The sequence below is a fragment of the Comamonas piscis genome (genome assembly GCF_014109725.1).
Lineage (GTDB): Bacteria > Pseudomonadota > Gammaproteobacteria > Burkholderiales > Burkholderiaceae_C > Comamonas > Comamonas piscis.
On record NZ_CP058554.1, the window covers coordinates 734,129 to 752,324 of the forward strand.

Annotated in this window: 19 protein-coding genes; 13 read left to right on the forward strand and 6 right to left on the reverse strand. The window is 64.1% G+C overall.

The features are described from left to right. Position 1 precedes the first annotated feature (1 nt). Positions 2-1,141, forward strand: coding sequence for an NAD(P)/FAD-dependent oxidoreductase (locus HS961_RS03355; protein ID WP_182326371.1), 1,140 nt, complete (start codon positions 2-4; stop codon positions 1,139-1,141). 36 nt (positions 1,142-1,177) lie between these two features. Then, positions 1,178-1,534, forward strand: a complete 357-nt coding sequence (locus HS961_RS03360; RefSeq protein ID WP_027011185.1) for a RidA family protein — start codon at positions 1,178-1,180, stop codon at positions 1,532-1,534. Between the two features lie 64 nt (positions 1,535-1,598). Here HS961_RS03360 and HS961_RS03365 read toward each other — a convergent pair whose 3' ends face one another. Both HS961_RS03365 and HS961_RS03370 read right to left on the reverse strand, forming a co-directional pair. After that, positions 1,599-2,294, reverse strand: coding sequence for a glutathione S-transferase N-terminal domain-containing protein (locus tag HS961_RS03365; protein ID WP_182326372.1), 696 nt, complete (start codon positions 2,292-2,294; stop codon positions 1,599-1,601). A gap of 85 nt (positions 2,295-2,379) precedes the next feature. Then, on the reverse strand, positions 2,380-2,940 hold the full coding sequence (locus tag HS961_RS03370; RefSeq protein WP_182326373.1) for a DUF1439 domain-containing protein: 561 nt from the start codon (positions 2,938-2,940) through the stop codon (positions 2,380-2,382). A gap of 349 nt (positions 2,941-3,289) precedes the next feature. On the opposite strand from HS961_RS03370, the gene HS961_RS03375 reads away from it, so the two are divergent. The 8 genes from HS961_RS03375 (at position 3,290) to HS961_RS03410 (ending at position 12,807) form a co-directional block, all read left to right on the forward strand. Beyond that, the gene (locus HS961_RS03375) at positions 3,290-4,906 is read left to right on the forward strand and encodes an ABC transporter substrate-binding protein (protein ID WP_182326374.1); all 1,617 of its coding nucleotides are present in this window, start codon (positions 3,290-3,292) and stop codon (positions 4,904-4,906) included. Between the two features lie 191 nt (positions 4,907-5,097). Continuing rightward, the gene (locus HS961_RS03380) at positions 5,098-6,654 is read left to right on the forward strand and encodes an ABC transporter substrate-binding protein (RefSeq protein ID WP_182328103.1); all 1,557 of its coding nucleotides are present in this window, start codon (positions 5,098-5,100) and stop codon (positions 6,652-6,654) included. A 178-nt stretch (positions 6,655-6,832) separates the two neighbouring features. Beyond that, positions 6,833-7,807, forward strand: coding sequence for an ABC transporter permease (locus HS961_RS03385; RefSeq protein ID WP_182326375.1), 975 nt, complete (start codon positions 6,833-6,835; stop codon positions 7,805-7,807). Continuing rightward, positions 7,807-8,733, forward strand: coding sequence for an ABC transporter permease (locus HS961_RS03390; RefSeq protein WP_238347772.1), 927 nt, complete (start codon positions 7,807-7,809; stop codon positions 8,731-8,733). Before HS961_RS03385 ends, HS961_RS03390 begins: the two co-directional genes overlap by 1 nt. Further along, positions 8,733-9,710 (forward strand): ABC transporter ATP-binding protein, encoded by a 978-nt coding sequence (locus HS961_RS03395; RefSeq protein WP_182326376.1) that lies wholly within the window; start codon positions 8,733-8,735, stop codon positions 9,708-9,710. Before HS961_RS03390 ends, HS961_RS03395 begins: the two co-directional genes overlap by 1 nt. After that, on the forward strand, positions 9,707-10,711 hold the full coding sequence (locus HS961_RS03400; RefSeq protein WP_182326377.1) for an ABC transporter ATP-binding protein: 1,005 nt from the start codon (positions 9,707-9,709) through the stop codon (positions 10,709-10,711). Before HS961_RS03395 ends, HS961_RS03400 begins: the two co-directional genes overlap by 4 nt. A 31-nt stretch (positions 10,712-10,742) precedes the next feature. Beyond that, positions 10,743-11,621, forward strand: a complete 879-nt coding sequence (locus HS961_RS03405) for an alpha/beta hydrolase (protein ID WP_182326378.1) — start codon at positions 10,743-10,745, stop codon at positions 11,619-11,621. A gap of 40 nt (positions 11,622-11,661) precedes the next feature. Further along, a complete protein-coding gene (locus HS961_RS03410; protein ID WP_182326379.1) occupies positions 11,662-12,807 on the forward strand; it encodes a M20 family metallopeptidase in 1,146 nt (381 codons plus the stop codon). Between the two features lie 32 nt (positions 12,808-12,839). Here HS961_RS03410 and HS961_RS03415 read toward each other — a convergent pair whose 3' ends face one another. Continuing rightward, positions 12,840-13,313 carry an RDD family protein gene (locus HS961_RS03415; RefSeq protein ID WP_182326380.1) on the reverse strand — a complete coding sequence of 158 codons (474 nt, stop codon included), beginning with the start codon at positions 13,311-13,313 and terminating at the stop codon, positions 12,840-12,842. 111 nt (positions 13,314-13,424) lie between these two features. On the opposite strand from HS961_RS03415, the gene HS961_RS03420 reads away from it, so the two are divergent. Beyond that, entirely contained in the window at positions 13,425-14,261 is an 837-nt protein-coding gene (locus HS961_RS03420; protein WP_182326381.1) for a DUF4261 domain-containing protein, read from the forward strand. Between the two features lie 10 nt (positions 14,262-14,271). Here the strand turns inward: HS961_RS03420 and map are convergent, their stop codons facing one another. Then, complete coding sequence (map, locus tag HS961_RS03425; protein WP_182326382.1) at positions 14,272-15,066, reverse strand: type I methionyl aminopeptidase; 795 nt, start codon at positions 15,064-15,066, stop codon at positions 14,272-14,274. Beyond that, entirely contained in the window at positions 15,063-15,293 is a 231-nt protein-coding gene (locus HS961_RS03430; protein WP_182326383.1) for a ParD-like family protein, read from the reverse strand. The genes map and HS961_RS03430 overlap by 4 nt, the downstream gene beginning before the upstream one ends. Positions 15,294-15,466: 173 nt before the next feature. Between HS961_RS03430 and HS961_RS03435 the strand changes: the two genes are divergently transcribed. Further along, positions 15,467-16,114 (forward strand): PadR family transcriptional regulator, encoded by a 648-nt coding sequence (locus tag HS961_RS03435; RefSeq protein ID WP_182326384.1) that lies wholly within the window; start codon positions 15,467-15,469, stop codon positions 16,112-16,114. Between the two features lie 125 nt (positions 16,115-16,239). Beyond that, complete coding sequence (bla, locus tag HS961_RS03440; protein ID WP_182326385.1) at positions 16,240-17,148, forward strand: class A beta-lactamase; 909 nt, start codon at positions 16,240-16,242, stop codon at positions 17,146-17,148. A gap of 18 nt (positions 17,149-17,166) precedes the next feature. On the opposite strand, the gene HS961_RS03445 is transcribed toward bla, so the two are convergent. Then, a complete protein-coding gene (locus HS961_RS03445; RefSeq protein ID WP_182326386.1) occupies positions 17,167-18,162 on the reverse strand; it encodes a hypothetical protein in 996 nt (331 codons plus the stop codon). Positions 18,163-18,196 lie beyond the last annotated feature (34 nt).

Genomic DNA, 18,196 nt, shown 5'->3' on the forward strand with positions numbered 1-18,196 from the left:
CATGGCCGGCATAGCCAGCCCGGCATCGGGCAGCAGCGATGTGCTGGTGATCGGGGGCGGCCTGCAAGGCCTCTCCAGCGCCTTCCAGCTGGCCAAGGCAGGCCTCAGCGTTCGCCTGCTGGAGGCCGAGTACTGCGGCCGCCATGCCTCCGGCGTCAATGCCGGTGGCGTGCGCACCTTGGGCCGGCATGTGGCCGAGATTCCGCTGGCCCTCGCCGCGCGTGAGCAGCTCTGGCATGGCCTGGCCGACATCATCGGCAGCGATGGTGGCTTTGTGCCCTCGGGCCACCTGCAGGTAGCTGAGAGCGAGGCCGATGAAATAAAGGCCAAGGCGCGTGTGGCCATGCTCAACGGCCTGGGCTTCTTCCATGAGCAATGGGTGGACCAGCAGCAGGTGCGCGAGCTGGTGCCCAGCATCTCGCCCCATGTGGTGGGCGGCATCTGGGCCGACCGCGATGGCTACGCGCTGCCCTACAAGGTGGCCACGGCCTACCGGCTGGCGGCAGAAAAACTGGGCGTGCAGATCGTCGAGCAGGCGCCTGTGCTGCGGGTGGACCACCAGAGCGGCATGTGGCAGGCCAGCACCGCGCAGGGCGTGTTCCATGCGCCCTGGCTGGTCAACACTGCGGGCGCCTGGGCAGCCGATTTTGCCGCGCAGGTGGGCGACACGGTGCCGATGGTGGCGGGGGGCCTGATGCTGATGGTGACCCAGCGTGTGGCGCCGTTTGTCAAACCCGTGCTGGGGGCGATGGGCCGGCCGCTGTCGTTCAAGCAGTTTGACAATGGCACGGTGGTGATTGGTGGCGGCCTGCGCTGCGAGGCCGATGCTAGCCAGCGCCATGCAATGGTCGACCTCAACCGCATGCCCAAGAGCGCGCAGACGGTGATCGACCTGTTTCCGCATCTGCGCGATGTGAGCATTGCGCGGGCCTGGACGGGTATCGAGGGCTTTATGCCCGATGAGATTCCTGTCATCAGCCCGAGCGCCCGTGCTGATAACCTCGTGCATGCCTTTGGCTTCTCTGCCCATGGCTTTGAGCTCAGTCCGATTACCGGCTGCATTGTGGCCGAGCTGGTGACCCAGGGCACCAGCAGCTTGCCGATTTCGGCGTTTCGTGTAGACCGCTTTGCTACTGCTTAGCTGCAGCGGTCGTATTTTTATCTCAGGGAGTAAATGATGAGCAACGACATCCAACGTATCGACAGCAATGAACGCCTCAGCCGCATCGTCGTGCACGGCGGCGTGGTCTATGTGGCTGGCGTGACCGCTGGTGATATCTCGGGCGACATTGGCGCCCAGACCCGCGACGTGCTGGCCAAGATCGACGGCTACTTGAAAACAGCCGGCACTAGCAAGGCGCGCCTGCTGACCGTGCAGATCTGGCTCAAGGACATCGACAAGGATTTCGCCGGTATGAACCAGGTCTGGGGCGAATGGGCCGACAAGGCCAATATGCCGACCCGCGCAACCTGCGAAGCCAAGCTGGCGCGTCCAGAGTTGCTGGTCGAAATCATCGTGAGCGCAGCCGTTTAAGCGTCTGCTACACAGCAAAATGCCAGCCCTCGGGCTGGCATTTTTTGCTTAAAAATTCAGCAAATCAGGGGATCAGCAAACCCCGTTGCACGGCGGGGCGCTGCAGCCAGTGGCTGAGCACGCGGCTGACTTCCGGGTACTGACCCCAGCCGATCAGCGCCTCGGCGTTGTAGCGCACGATCATGTTGCGGATCCAGGGGAAGATAGCCATGTCGGCAATGGTGTAGGTATCGCCAGCCACCCATTCCTTGCCGGCCAGGTGCTTGTTCAGGACGGTCAGCAGGCGCTTGGATTCATCCACATAGCGGGTCAGAGGGCGCTTGTCTTCAAAATCCTTGCCGGCAAAGATGTTGAAGAAACCGACCTGGCCAAACATGGGCCCGATGCCGCCCATCTGGAACATCAGCCACTGCAGGGTTTCGTAACGCAGCGCAGGGTCCTGCGGCAGGAACATGCCGGTCTTCTCGGCCAGGTAGACCATGATGGCGCCGGACTCGAACAGTGCAATCGCCTGGCCGCCCGGGCCATTGGGGTCGATGATGGCCGGGATCTTGTTGTTCGGGAAAGTGCCGACAAACTCGGGCGAGGTCTGGTCATGGCTGTCGAAGTTGATCTTGTGCACTTCATACGGCATGCCCAGCTCTTCGAGCAGGATGGAGACCTTGACGCCATTGGGCGTAGGCAGCGAATACAGCTGCAGCAGATCGGGCCGGGTGGCCGGCCATTTGCGGGTAATACTGAAATCGGCGAGGGTGCTCATTGGGGATCTCCAGACGATATGCAGGCGGCTTGCAGGTGTGCGCCCTGCCAGCAGCATAAAGCAGATCGGGCGCGGGCCTGTCGGCCTACTTCGCGTCCTGGGGCTTCACAAAGTCGATGCGCAGGCCCTCGGCGGTCACCTTGAAGGTGGCAGGCAGCTCGGCCGCCTTGTCCAGCCGGTCCAGGTCCTCCTGGCGCAAGGTATGCACCACCACATCCTCCATCGCATGCTCGGCCGCGCGCGGCGCATAGGCCTGCAGCATCACGGCCATGGATTCCGGTAGGCCGGTCATCTGCAGTGCACGCACTTGCACCTGGGTGGCCCGCAGGCTGTGGTCAGCCGGCGAGTAGCGCAGTGCAAAGTCCAGCACCATGCTGCCGTCCAAGCGGTGGGGCAGCACTTTGCCAGACATGTCGGCGCTCATTGTTGCCTGGATGCGGTTGGTCTCTGGCAGCAGCTGCAGGCTGGGCGCCTGCACATCGAGCTGCAACAGGCCCAGCAAGGGATAGGAGCGGGGGAAGGACTTGGCCACGATGGCCTGCATATCGGCAGCAGACAAGGTGTAGCTGGGAGGGGAGAGCAAGGAGCAGGCGGCCAGCAGGCTGGCGGCGATCAGGCTGGAGGCCAATAAAAGGCGGCGGCGCATAGGGATGGGGTGGCGTAAAAGCAGAGGGCAGGTGGAGGCAAATCGTAGCCATCACTGGTGGCTACGAGCGCTGGATTTTCCCACCTGCAGGGACCGCATTGTTGCGCAGCTTGCATAACATTGTGTGCTGCACGAACAATGTCAGGTAAAGATCGCCCATCTCCTTGTTTTCTTGGGGTAAATGCCCACTTTTCGCGGGCCGCGCAGGCGTTAGGCGATGTAATTTTCGTGTGAGAATTCCCAGGCTTTCCGGCTGCGGACGATGGCGCGCGCTGGTGTGCCATGGCCTCGCCTTCCGGCTCGAAAGCGCTGCTTCCCCGCAGTGCTTATCCAGATCCCTAGGACAGACATGACTTTCGCATTGAACAAGCGCGCCCTGGCGCTGGTGGGCGCCTCGCTGATCGGCGCAGCCCACGCCCAAAACCTGACCATCGCCCTGGCCTCCGAGCCCACCGCGGCCGATCCCCACTACCACAAGATGACGACGAACGACTCGTTCTCGGCGCATGTCTACGACTCGCTGGTGGGCCGTACCGCCAGCATGGAACTGGTGCCCGGACTGGCCACCTCGTGGAAGAACCTGGACGACCTGACCTGGGAGTTCAAGCTGCGCAAGGATGTGAAGTTCTCCAACGGCGCGCCCTTCACCTCGCAAGACGTGCTGTTCACCATCTGCCGCACCTTGAACAACGAGACCAATGTCTCGCAGTCGTACATGGATACGACCAAGCTGATCACCGATGTGCAGACACCCGATGACCTGACGGTGATCGTCAAGACCGCCGAGCCGGTGCCGCTGATCCCGGCCGAGTTTGCGCGCAACCTGCCCATCATCTCCAGCAGCATCATCAAGCACGACAAGCTGAAGTTCGCGCCCAAGGAAGGCTGCGGCTACAAGGGTGCCTGGCCCACGGTGGCCGACTTCAACAGTGGCAAGATGGCGATTGGCACCGGCCCGTTCAAGCTCAAGTCCTATGTGAAGGGCAATGCCATCACCCTGGAGCGCAATGACAGCTACTGGGGCCCCAAGCCCGCCTGGCAGACCGTCAAGATGGTCGCCGTGCCCAATGCCGGCCCGCGCCTGACCGGCCTGATGTCCGGTGACTACGACCTGATCGAGAACCCGGCTGCCCGCGACCTGGCCCGCATCAAGGAAGACAAGAAGCTGGCCTTTGTCGCCACGCCTTCCACCCGCCTGGTGTTCTTCCAGCCTGACATCGGCCGCGACAAGTCGCCCTTTGTGACCGCCCCCGATGGCAAGAACCCGCTGCAGGACCTGCGCGTGCGCAAGGCCATCAACATGGCGATCGACCGCAAGGCCATCGTGCAGCGCCTGATGGACGGCATGGCCACCCCCGCCTACCAGTACATGCCCGATGGCATGTTTGGCGGCCTGGCCAAAGCACCGGAGATCAAGTTCGATCCCGAAGGTGCCAAGAAGCTGCTGGCCGAAGCCGGTTACCCCAACGGTTTCGAGATGACCTTGTCGTCGACCAACGACCGCTACATGAACGACACGCAGATTGCGCAAGCCGTCGCGCAGTACCTGACCCGCATTGGCATCAAGACCAAGGTCGATGCGCTGACCGCGTCGATCTACTTCCCCAAGCGCGCCAAGCGTGAGTTCAGCTTCCCCATCGGCGGCTGGCCTTCGGAGAATGGCGAAGCATCTGGCTTGTTCCAGCTGTGGGTGGCCAGCACCGATTCGCCCAAGGGCCTGGGCACCAGCAACTACGGCGCGTTCAGCAATACGGATTTCGACAAGGTCTACATCCCTGCGGCCAAGACGGTGGACCCTGCCAAGCGCAAGGCCATGCTGGAGCAGGCCACCCAGATCGCGCTGGACAACGTGCCGCTGATCCCGCTGCACTTTGAAAGCAGCATCTGGGCCTTCAAGAAAGAGCTGAGCTACGAAGGCCGCCGCGACCAGTACACGCTGGCCACGTCGGTCAAGCCCGCGAAGTAAGCGCGGCGCTGGAAGCAGCCGGGGCGCAGTCCCCGGCTTGCGGATGGAATGGGTTGCTGTGGCATGGCATTTGCATTGCTTGGCAGCAGAGGCTTTTAACCAAGGAGGAACGACCTGTGTCTACCAAGAAGATCTCGCGCCGCATACCTTTGTCGCTGGCCAGCCTGGCTGCGCTGGCCCTGCCTGCGGGCATGGCTGCCGCCCAGTCCCTGACCATTGGCCTCGCTTCCGAGCCCACCGCCGCTGACCCGCATTACCACAAGGTCACCACCAACGACGCGTTCTCGGCCCATATCTTTGAGTCGCTGATCAACCGCAATGCGCAGATGGAGCTGATCCCCGGCCTGGCCCAGTCCTGGCGTGCCGTGGACGACAACACCTGGGAGCTGAAACTGCGCCAGGGCGTGAAGTTCTCCAATGGCGAGCCCTTCACCTCCAAGGATGTGCTGTTCACCCTGTGCCGCGTGCTGAACAACGAGACCAATGTCTCGCGCTCCTACATGGAGCCGGCCCAGAGCTTCAGCGATGTGCAGACGCCCGATGACTACACCGTCATCATCAAGAGCGAGCGGCCCATCCCGACAATGCCCAATGAGCTGGCGCGCTCGCTGCCCATCATCTGGAGCGGCATTGCCAAGTTCGACAAGCTGCGCTTTGCACCGAAAGAGGGCTGCGGCGTCACCTCGCCCTGGCCCACGGTGGCGGATTTCAACACCGGCAAGCTCTCGATCGGTACCGGCCCGTACAAGCTCAAGTCCTATGTCAAGGGCAACGGCATCGAGATGGAGCGCAACGAAGGCTACTGGGGCACCAAGCCGCACTGGAAGACCGTCAAGATGGTGCCCGTGCCCAATGCCGGCCCGCGCCTGACGGGCCTGATGTCGGGCGACTACGACGTCATCGAAAGCCCCGCTGCGCGCGACCTGCCGCGCATCAAGGAGAACAACAAGCTCGACTTTGTCGCGACGCCCTCCACCCGGCTGGTCTTCTTCCAGCCGGATGCCGGCCGCGCGCAAAGCCCGTTTGCCAAGTCCGCCGATGGCAAGAACCCGTTGCAGGACCTGCGCGTGCGCCAGGCCATCAACATGGCGATTGACCGCAAGGCCATCGTGCAGCGGCTGATGGATGGCATGGCGACCGTCGCCAACCAGTACATGCCCACGGGCATGTTCGGCAGCCTCGACAAGCCCACCGAGATCAAGTTTGACCCCGAAGCCGCCAAGAAGCTGCTGGCCGAGGCCGGCTACCCGCAAGGCTTTGAGCTGACCTTGACCACCACCAATGACCGCTACATCAACGACGGCCAGATTGCGCAAGCAGTGGCCCAGTACCTGACGCGCATAGGGATCAAGACCACGGTCGATGCGCAGGCCGCAGCCATCTATTTCCCCAAGCGCGCCAAGCGCGAGTTCAGCTTTGCGATTGGCGGCTGGCCATCGGAGAACGGCGAGGCCTCGGGCCTGTTCCAGTACTGGGTGGCCACCACCGACAAGGACAAGGGCCTGGGCACCAGCAACTACGGCGGCTTTAGCCTGCCAGCGTTTGACCAGGTGTTTGTGCCGGCCATGTCGCAGATGGATGCGAATGCGCGCAAGGCCGCCTACCAACAGGCTACGCAGATTGCGCTGGCCAACGTCCCCCTCATTCCGCTGCACTTTGAGAGCAGCATCTGGGCATTCAAGAAAGGGTTGAGCTACGAAGGCCGACGCGACCAGTACACGCTGGCCATGTCGGTCAAGCCGAAGTAGAAAGCTGATGCCACACCGGGCGCAAGACAGGCCCGGTCCCTGGCATGGCCCGCATCCAGCTCCAGTGGTGGGGCCATGCGGGCTTTGTGATTTTGTACGCCCCACGATGAACAGACTCCACAGAGGGCGGCAACCATGCAGGTGACAGCGCATGGCATTCTAATTTTGAGGACGTAATGTGATCGTCTATATCCTGCGCCGCATGGTGCAAAGTTTTCTGGTGCTGCTGGCGGTCTCGCTGGTGGTGTTCATGGCGGTGTACGCGGTGGGCGACCCCATCGAGCTGCTGGTGAGCGCCGAGGCCAGCGATGCCGACCGCCAGGTCATGATCAAGCGCCTGGGGCTGGACCTGCCGGTCTGGCTGCAGTACTGGAGTTTTCTGACCCGCGCCTTCCAAGGCGACCTGGGCACCTCCTTTGTGCATGGCATCCCCGCGATCGAGCTGATCGTGCAGCGCTTTCCAGCCACGTTTGAGCTGGTGGTGGTCGCCATTGGCCTGACCTGCCTGCTCGGCATTCCGCTGGGCCTGGTGGCCGGCCTCTTCAACGACAAGCCGCTGGGCCGGGGCCTGATGGGCGGCTCGGTACTGGGCTTTTCGCTGCCCAACTTCTGGCAGGGCATGATGCTGATCCTGATGTTCGCCGTCTGGCTGCAGTGGCTGCCATCGTCGGGCCGGGGTGACACGGTCAATGTGCTGGGCGTGCCGCTGTCGTTGCTGACGGCCGATGGCTGGAGCCATGTGATGCTGCCGGCCATCAACCTGGCGCTGGGCAATATTGCGCTGGTGCTGCGGCTCACCGCCACTGGCGTGATGGAGGCCAAGACCCAGGAGTATGTGAAGTTCGCGCGCGCCAAGGGCATCAGCGAGCGCCGCATTTTGACCCGCCACATTCTGCGCAACATCCTCATCCCCGTGGTCACCGTGATCGGCATGGAGTTCGGCACCCTGATCGCCTACTCGACCATCACCGAGACCGTGTTCGCCTGGCCCGGCATGGGCAAGCTTTTGATTGACAGCATCTACAAGCTCGACCGCCCGGTGGTCGTGGCCTATGTGATGCTGGTCACTTTTATCTTCGTGATGATCAACCTCTTGGTGGACCTGGCCTATGCCGTGCTGGATCCGCGCGTACAGCTGCAGGAGGCCCAATAATGCAGCCCGACAAACCCCTGATGACCATCGACCCCAGCAAGCGGGCCCAGCCCCTGCAAGACACGCCCCAGCGGCGTGCCATCCTCAAGCAACTGCGCAGCAAGCCCTCCGTCAAAGGCGCGGTGATCGCGCTCATCGTGCTGCTGGCCGTGGTGCTGCTGGCGCCGTTTCTGTCGCCGCAAAACCCCTATGACCTGGGCGCGCTCGACCTGATGGACGGCCGCCTCAAGCCCATGTCCGAAGCCGCTTCGGGCATGACCTACTGGCTGGGCACGGACGACCAGGGCCGCGACATGCTCTCGGCCATCCTGCATGGCCTGCGCATCAGCCTGATGGTGGGCCTGAGCGCCGTGGTGCTCGCCACCATCATCGGCAGCCTGGTGGGCCTGGTAGCAGCCTACTTTGGCGGCTGGGTCGATACGGTGCTGATGCGCATCGTCGACTTCATCCTTGGCTTTCCGACCATCCTGGTGGCGCTGGTGCTGCTGGCCATTCTGGGCCGGGGGGTGGACAAGGTGGTGATCGCCATCGTGCTGGTGCAGTGGGCACATTACGCGCGCATCATGCGCGGCCGTGCCTTGCAAGAGCGCAAGAAGGAATACATCGAGGCGGCCAAGAACCTGGGCTTCCCCGGCTGGCGCATCATGACCCGCCACCTGCTGCCCAACTGCATGGGCCCGGTGATGGTGTTCGCCACCATCCAGATTGCCAATGCCATCGTGCTCGAAGCCACCCTGTCCTTCCTGGGCGTGGGTGTGCCGATTACCGAACCCTCCCTGGGCCTGCTGATTGCCAACGGCTTTCAGTACCTGATGTCGGGTGACTACTGGATCAGCATGTTCCCCGGCCTGGCGCTGTTGGCCCTGATCCTGTCGATCAACCTGATCGGCGACCGCCTGCGTGAAGCTCTGGACCCGAGGAAGTAATGACTATCCCTTTGCTTGAAGTACAAGATCTGCAGACGGTGTTCCACACCGAAGAGGGCGCATGGCCCGCCGTCAGCGATATCGATATCCGCCTGGAGGCGGGTGAAATTCTGGGCCTGGTCGGTGAATCCGGCTCGGGCAAATCGGTCACCGGCTTCTCCATCTTCGGCATGATCGATGCGCCCGGTGAAGTCACCCAGGGCGAGGTGCTGTTCAAGGGCCAGGACCTGCGCGAGCTGTCGGCCGAGTCCATGCGCAAGCTGCGCGGCGACCGCATCGCGATGATCTTCCAGGACCCGCTGATGACGCTCAACCCGGTGCTGCGCATCGAGGAGCAAATGCTCGAAGCCATTGACGCGCACCAGAAGTTGCCCAAGGCACAGGCCATCCAGCGCTGTGTGGAGGCGCTGGCGATGGTCGGCATCCCCGCGCCGGAGAAGCGCCTGCGCAGCTACCCGCATGAGTTCTCGGGCGGTATGCGCCAGCGCGTGGCGATTGCGATTGCGATGCTCAACCACCCGGACCTGATCATCTGCGACGAGCCCACGACGGCGCTGGATGTCACCATCCAGGGCCAGATCCTCTACCGCATGCAGCAGATCTGCCAGGCCCAGGGCACGGCGCTGATCTGGATCACCCACGACCTGGGCGTGATCGCCGAGCTGGCCGACCGGGTGGCGGTGATGTATGGCGGCCGCATTGTCGAGACCGGCACCGTCGCCGAGGTGCTGGATGCACCGCGCCACCCCTACACCCAGGGCCTGCTCAGTTCGCTGCCCGCCCAGGCCACGCCGGGCGCGCGGCTGTCGCAGATCAATGGCATGGCGCCTAGCCTGTCGGGCCGCGTGCCGGGCTGCGCCTTTGCGCCGCGCTGCAGCCGCGCCACCCCGCGTTGCGTCGATGAGCAGCCGCCCGTCACTACCATCCCCGGCCGCGCATTCCGCTGCTTTGTACCGCTGGAGGCACCTGCCCCATGACCGCGATGACCCCCCCTGTGATTGAGCTGCGCGATGTACACAAGCGCTTTGTCAGCTCCCCCGATCTGCTGCAGAAAATCGTCGGCGCCGTCGCCCGGCAACCCGCGCAAACGCGCACCGTGCACGCCGTCAACGGCGTCAACCTGCAAATCGCCAAAGGCGAGGTGCTGGGTTTGGTGGGCGAATCCGGTTGCGGTAAATCGACCCTGGGCCGCGTCGTAGCCGGCCTGCACCCTGCCACCGAAGGCCAGTTGCTCTACAAGGGCCAGGATGTGAGCCAGCTGGGCCGCCAGGAACAACTCGCCTACACCCTGGGTGTGCAAATGGTGTTCCAGGACCCGCAGGCCTCGCTGAACCCGCGCCAGAAGCTGCACCAGATCCTGGGCGAAGCGCTGCATGTGCACAAGCTGGCACCAGCGGCCGAGGTGCCGGGCCGCATCGATGCTGCGCTGGCCGAAGTGGGCCTGGCCAGCGAGTACCGCGCCCGCCTGCCGCACCAGATATCCGGCGGCCAGCGCCAGCGCATCGGCATTGCCCGTGCGCTGATGGTGACGCCCGAGTTTCTGGTCTGCGATGAGCCGGTCGCCGCACTCGATGTGTCGATCCAGGCCCAGGTCATCAACCTGTTCATGGACCTGCGCAGCCAGCGCGGCTTGACCTACCTGTTCATCAGCCATGACCTGGGCGTGGTGCGCCATATCTCCGACAAGGTGGCCATCATGTATCTGGGCAAGATTGTGGAGATGGCGCCCACGGCCGAGATCTTTGGCCAGGCCCAGCACCCCTACACCCAGGCGCTGCTGGCCGAGGTGCCTGATGTGGGACGGCGCAAACGGGTGTTCACGCCTATCAAGGGCGAGATCCCGTCGCCGTTAAACCCCCCACCGGGCTGCACCTTCCACCCGCGCTGCCCGCACGCGATGGAGCGCTGCCGGCAAGAGGTGCCGCAGCTGCGCGAGACGGCAACCGGCCATGTGACCGCCTGCCATTTGTTGGACTGATCGCTTGCGCGACGACCGAGGAAACCACCGCATGGACTGGCAACGATTTACCCAGCAGCACGGCCGCTTTGCCATCGATTGGCAGGCCGGCGACGGCGCGCTCTACCTGCCGATCACCCTGAACTGCTACCGCCCCGAAGGCGTGGCTGCCGATGCGCCGCTGGTGCTGGTGCAGCATGGCGTGCTGCGCAATGGCGACGACTACCGCGACTTCTGGATGCCTGCGGCGGACCGCTATGGCTTGCAGATCATCGCGCCCACTTTTGGCAACCAACATTGGCCGGGGGTGGAGAGCTACAACAACGGCAGCGTCTGGAGCGAAGAGGGCGACCTGCAGCCGCGTGATTACTGGGCCTACCAGGCGGTATTTAACCTGGCCCAGCAGCTGCGCGATGCTGGGGTGCTGCGCCAGCAGCCGCTTTACCTGTTTGGCCATTCGGCCGGCGGGCAGTTTGTGCACCGCCTGGTCAGCACCTTGGGCGCTGCCGGCTTGGCCGGTGTGGCGGCGGGCAACCCGGGTTGGTACACCTTGCCCGATAGCCAGCAGGACTTTCCGCAAGGCCTGGCCGGCATTGGCCTGGCGGGTGATGCGCTGGCCCAGCTGCTGCGCACCCCGCTGGTCATTTTGGCGGGCGACCGCGACACGGACACCCAGGACCCGAACCTGCCAGCCGAGCCTGCCGCGCTGCGCCAGGGCCCGCACCGCTTTGCCCGCGCCCACCACTACTACGCAGCCGGCCTGCAAGCGTCGGCACGGCTGGGCATTCCGCTGGCCTGGCAACTGCATGACGTCGCAGGCATTGGCCATGACGGCGAGGCCATGAGCCATGTCTGCGCCCATTTATGGTTTGAAGGGCGTATGCCCGATGCGGACTGGCTGGCCCCCTGGGCCGGCCGGGTGACCGCCTGACCAATCCCCATCACTTTTCGACAAGACCCAAGGAACAAAGATGCAAGCAACAACGCAACAACTGGTGGACGGCATCTCGGCATGGATGCACTGCGAGTCGCCATCGAACAACCCCGCCTCGATCGCCCGCATGGTCGAGATGATGCGCGCCCAGGCCGCTGCCGCTGGCCTGCGCGCCACAGTGATCGAGACCCAGGCGGAAGGAAAGCATGCGCCCGGCCCGGTGCTGCCGGTGCTGCACATTACCAACCGCGCCGAGGGTGATACCCGCGAGGGCCTGCTGATCCTGGGCCACTCGGACACCGTGCACCCCATCGGCATGCTGGCCGACAACCCCATCCGCATCGAGGGCGACCGCCTCTACGGCCCCGGTGGCTATGACATGAAGGCCGGCATCTACCTAGCGCTGACCGCGCTGAGCGCCGTGGCCACGCCAGGCAGCACGCCCTTGCCGGTGGACCTGCTGATCGTGCCTGATGAAGAAACCGGCAGCCACGCATCGCGCAAGCACATCGAGGCCTTTGCCCGCCATGCGCGCTACTGCCTGGTGGCCGAGCCTGCCCGCGCCAACGGTGGCCGCTGCGTGACCGCACGCAAGGGCACCGGCATGCTGCGCCTTGGAGTCAAAGGCCTGGCATCGCATGCCGGCGTGGCCCATGACAAGGGCCGCAGCGCGATCCGCGAAATGGCGCACCAGATCCTGGCGCTGGAAGCGATGACCGACTACCAGCGTGGCGTGACCGTGAGCGTAGGCACCATCGAGGGCGGCACCACCACCAACACCGTGCCGGCCTTCTGCAAATGCGTGGTCGATTTCCGCCTGCCCGATCTGCAGGCCGCCGATGAGCTGGTGGGCAAGATGCGCGCACTGCGCCCTGTCGGCGAAGGCCTGACCCTGGATATCGATGTCGAGGTGAACCGCCCCCCCATGGTCAAGGACGCCCGCGCCGAAGCCCTGCTGGCCAAGGCCCAGCAATCGGCCCTGGAAGCCGGCTTTGCGCTGGAAGAAGCGCCCCCCACCGGTGGCGGCAGCGATGCCAACTTCACCTCCGCCATGGGCGTCCCATCGCTGGACGGTCTTGGCGCCGATGGCGACGGTGCACATACGGTGTACGAGCACATTCTGGTGTCCACCCTGGAGATGCGTGCGCGCTTCTGGCTGCACCTGCTGACCCATTTGGATTAAGAGGCTCAGGCTGGCCTCAGACGCGGGCCGGCTTAACCGATCCGCTGGTCCTTGAAAGTGACCGGCTGGGTGCGCCCACCTTTGCGGCGCACCACCACGGTGCCCGCAATCTTGTCGTGCCAGCCCTGCTTGCGCGGGTCAAACGCGACCCAGATGAGGCCCAGGCACAGCGGCAAGGCGGCGACAAAATAGCCGAGGTAGCGGATGACCGATTGGCCCAGGCTCATCGCCTCGCCCGTCTCGGCGTCCACGATCTCGGCCCCGATCAGCATCTTGCCTGGCGTGGCCCGCAGCTTGTGCCACAACCAGATGCAGGCGACAGCGGGCAGCACCCAGCTGATCAGCACATCGGCCGGGCCTTTTACCAGTCCGTCCGCCATGAAGTATTCCCAGCCATAAATGGCCACCAAGGCTGGGGTAATGATGACCAGCAACACCACGGTGTCGATCAAGGCCGCACCAACGCGCGCCCAAAAGCCTACATATTCCAGATCGCTGTTATCCATTTTTTGCTCCACTGAGAGGCGCCATCTTAGGCCTCTTCGGTAAAGCCGAGGTGACAAGGCCTGAGCGCGCCATGGCAAGATGCAGGCTTTCAGCACCGCCCGCACAACACCATGGAACCAGCAAACTCCGAGCCCCGCATGGCCCCCGATATGTGGGCTTTTGAAGCCCTGTACGCCCAGCCCGCGATGCTGGATGGCGAGACCCTGCGTGCCGCGCTGGCCGAGCGCCTGGGCGCGGTGGACCTGGTAGCAGATGGCGACACCATCTTGCTCGCGCTGCGCGATTACTGCGTCGATTACAGCGACAAAAAGGGCGTGCCCAGCGAGATCGCGATCATCCGCGCGGGCGAGCCGATGGACCCCACGGACTACGCCAGCGCGCTGGAGCAAACCTGGGACTGGCCCGAGAAAGAAAGCGCCTTGGCCCAGTGCCAGCACTGCGTGCTGGTGAGCGAATTCATGGGCCGGGGCTTATCCGTGCCCGAGCGGCTCGAAATTCTGCAAGCGGTCATGCATGTGCTGATCGAGAACGGGGGCGTCACTGCCATCAGCCAGACCAATGCTGGCTGCCTGCTTGACCCGCAGCGCTACCTGCAGGCCCATGCCGACGGCTTTATCTACTACGGCGTCGTCAATGTGCGCTTTTTCAACATCAGCAACCGCCCCGGCGAGATGCTGATGGACAGCCTGGGCGGAGCGACCTTTGGCGTGCCCGATGTGCAGTTATTGTTCTCCGAGCTAGACCCCGCCGAAGTCTCGCGCTTTGTGTTCAATACCAGCGTCTACCTGGTCGAGCATGGCGATGTGATCGCCGACGGCCACACGGTGGCCGGCATCGATGGCCAGAGCAAATGGGCCTGCAAGCACCTGGATGCGCTGGTTGAGCCGGAGCGGTTGGTGTTGGATATCGATCCCCGGCCCGCTGCCGAGGCCGACCAAGCCAGTTAAGGCTTAAGGCTTAAACCGGCGCATAGCTGCCGGTGCCATTCGGCCAGGTCGTCAGCACCTCATGGCCATCGGGCGTTACCGCCACCATATGCTCCCACTGCGCCGACAACGAATGGTCCTGGGTCACGACGGTCCAGCCATCGGCCAAGGTTTTGACTTGGCGTTTGCCGGCATTGAGCATCGGCTCAATCGTGAACAGCATGCCGGCCTCCAGCACCAGGCCCTCGCCCGGGTTGCCGTAGTGCAGCACATTGGGGGCATCGTGGTAGGTCTCGCCAATGCCATGGCCGCAGAACTCGCGCACCACACCAAAGCCCGCGCGCTTGGCCACCGTCTCGATCGCATGGCCGATATCGCCCAGGGTGGCGCCCGGCCGCACCTGGGCAATCCCCGCGCGCAATGCCTCATAGGTGGTCTCGACCAGGCGTTTGGCCAGAATGCTGGGCGTGCCGACAAAGTACATGCGGCTGGTATCGCCAAACCAGCCATCCTTGATCACAGCCACATCGATGTTGACGATGTCGCCTTTTTTCAGAATCCGGTCTTCGGACGGAATGCCGTGGCAGACGACATGGTTCACCGAGGTCAGGATGGTCTTGGGGTAGTCCTGGTAACCCAGATTGGCCGGCACCGCCTTTTGCACATTCACGATGTAGTCGTGGCAAATGGCATCCAGCGCCGCGGTGCTGACCCCCGGCACCACATGGGGCGCAATCATCTCCAGCACCTCGGCCGCCAGCTGCGCCGCCTGGCGCGCACTGGCCAGCTCGCTGGCCGTATGCACAGGCGTGATGCGGTGCTTCATGCCGCCATCCTTGCCTTGGCAACCAGCGAATGGATATCCAGGCCACCGTCCAGCTCCGCCTGCACCAGCACCTGGCAGATCGCTCGGTGGTCCATATCGGGGTACATCTCGGCCAGCATGCCCACCCGCATCCAGTGCTCGGCCTGCGCATTGATCGAACGGCTCAACGCCGCGCCCGCGACCCGCAGGTTTTCATGCATCGGGTCGGAAATTTTGACGATGCCCATGGCTATCCTCTATAAAACATATGCGAATTGTATATGTTTTATATATTTTTCGTTTATGCACGGCCTGTGTGGCGATGTCGGCTTCGGCAGTAAAGATATATCTTTACAAAAAACCGGCTTGAAATCTCCGATTAAAAGATATATCTTAGATGCATCTTAGTAAAGGAACACAGATGCCACATCCCCACCACCACTTTCACCATCACCCCCACCTCTGCAGCCCCCGTGGCCGCCATGTGGGCGACGAGGGAGGCCCCGGTCGCGGCCCACGCCACCATGGCGATGGTCCCGGTCATGGCCACGGCCCGCACGGCCATGGGCCAGACGCTGCGCGCCACCTGGCGCACAAGCGTGAGCGCATGTTTGAGGCCGGTGGCCTCAAGCTGCTGGCGCTGCATTTGCTTGGCCAGCAACCCAGCCATGGCTATGACGTGATCCGCGCCGTCGGCGAGCTGGTGGGCGGCGACTACCAGCCGAGCCCCGGCACCATCTACCCGACCCTGAGCTACCTGGTGGACATGGGCCATGCGACGGCCAGCGAATCCGAAGGCGGCCGCAAGCGCTACACCATCACCGCCGAAGGCGAGCAGGCCCTGGCCGAACAAGCCGATGCGCTGCAGCTGCTGCTGACGCGCCTGGCCCGTGGCAAGGACCGCGAGGCGCGCCAACGCCCGCCGCAGCTGGTGCGCGCGATTGAGAACTTCAAGATGGCCTTGCGCCTGAAGATGGCCGGCGATGGCGAGACGGCGCTGACGGCCGAGCAGATCGACAAGATCGCCGCCTTGCTCGACGAGGTCGCGCTGAAGATCGAAAAAGCCTAAGCGCGTTCCGGGCCTGTTGCCCGGCCGCCGCAAAGCTTGCGCCATATCGTGTCGCCAGGCCCTGGGCCGGGGTATGCTCGGTAGCTATCCATCCTCCGAGATGACAACCTCTACCGAGAAAAACCATGCAACGACGCCACTTTGTAGCCGCCACCCTGGTCATGGGTAGCGGCTCTTTTTTGGGTTTGGCCGGCTGCGCATCCCGCCAGTCTGCCCACCCCCGTGCCGACCGCGCCTTGCACAAGGCGCTGGCCCTGATTGAAGCCCAAAGCGGTGGCCGCCTGGGCGTGTATGCGTTCGATGGCGAGACCGGCGGCGAAGCCGGCTACCGCAGCGATGAGCGCTTTCCGATGTGCAGCACCTTCAAGACCTTGCTTGCGGCCCATGTGCTGTACCTGGGGCAAACCGGGGCGCTGGACCTGGGCCAGCAGGTGCTGGTGACCTCGGCCGACATGGTGCCCTATGCGCCGGTGACCGAGAAGTACAAGGACCAGCCCGGCGGCATCAGCCTGCTGGAGCTGAGCGAGGCGATTGTGGTGCTGAGCGACAACGTGGCCGCCAACCTGCTGCTGCGCGCCAGCGGTGGGCCGGAAGCCTTGACCGCCTGGCTGCGCACCCTGGGCGACAAGACCACGCGGCTGGACCGCATTGAGCCCCTGCTGAACACCGCGGTGCCGGGCGACCCCCGCGACACCACGACGCCGCGTGCGATGCAGGCCAGCCTGCAGGCGCTGCTGCAAGGCGATGTGTTGAAGGGCTATGGCCGCGCGATGCTGCAGCAGTGGCTGACCGACAGCCGCACCGGCGACAAGCGCGTGCGTGCAGGGCTGCCCGCTGAATGGCGGGTGGGCGGCAAGACTGGTGGCGGTGCCAACAGCACTGCCAACGACAGCCTGATCGCCTGGCCCAATGCCGCCTCCGAAGGCCTGATCATCACCGCCTTCCTGACCGGCGGCGAGCGCACGACCGCGCAAAGCGATGAGGTGATGGCCAAGGTGGGCGCAGCGATTGCGCAGTGGCACGCCGCGTTATAACGCTTTTGGCGACGTCGATCAGCTCGACGACCTAGAGCCCTGCTGGCGCGGGCCGGCCAGCAGGCCCTTGCACAGCTGCAGCAGCGCCCAGAAAAGCGCCAGCGGTATCACCAGCGTCTGCAGTGCAAACACCACCATCAAAGTGACCAAGCGCTCTACCTGCTGGTCGAGCTGTTGCTGCAGCTCGCTGAGCTTATCGCGCAGCGCATCGCCGGGGTTGCGCACCAATGACTGCACGCCCGAGGCCGTCTGGCTGGCCGATTGCTGGGCCTGCTGGCCCCATTGTTTGAAGCGCTCCCAGAGGCTGGCCGTGTCACCGGGCGCTGCCTGCGCCGTTGCAGGCGGGGCAGTGTCTGCTGGCGTTTTCGGCGTTGCTGGCGCCTTGGCGGGGCCGCGCACATCAAACTGCTGCAGCTGGCCGACGGCGCCTTCGGTGGCGATTTGGTTTTCCTGGTAGGTGCTGGCCATAAAGTGCTGGAACAGCGCCTCGCTGCCGATGATGGTGACCGGCATCACCAGCCGGGTGAACAGCAGCACCACCAGCAGGCGGCTGAGCCAGGTGGGCACCGTTTGCTGGCGCCAGCGCAGCAGCAGCCAGGCCAGCGCAATAAGGGTAAGCACGCCGGTGACGCCATAGCTGCCGCCCATCGACAGCAGCAGTTTTTGCAGGCCAAAGGCAATGCTGGCCCAGAGCATCCAGTCGGCAAACTGCGCCACCAAATCGCTGATGGGCGCCAGCACCTGTCCCAGGGTCAAGGTCAGGCCCACGCCCATGGGCTGCACCGCCAGCTCGGTACCCTGCAGCACGGAGACCACGCTGTGCAGCGCGCGGGCCGTGGCAAAGCTGAGCAGGGACCGCTGCAGGCCGTCGTCCACATAGCTGTCGGCCATCGCCTGGAAAGCGGGCAGCCAGCACAGCAGCACGGCCAAAACCAGCAGGCAGGCCAGTGCGATCTGGCGGGGTGTCCAACGGATGGCGCCCGGGGGGCGGGGGGAGGAGAGAAGATTGTTCATCGGCGGGAGGCCCGCAGTGGAACCTTAGGTCGAA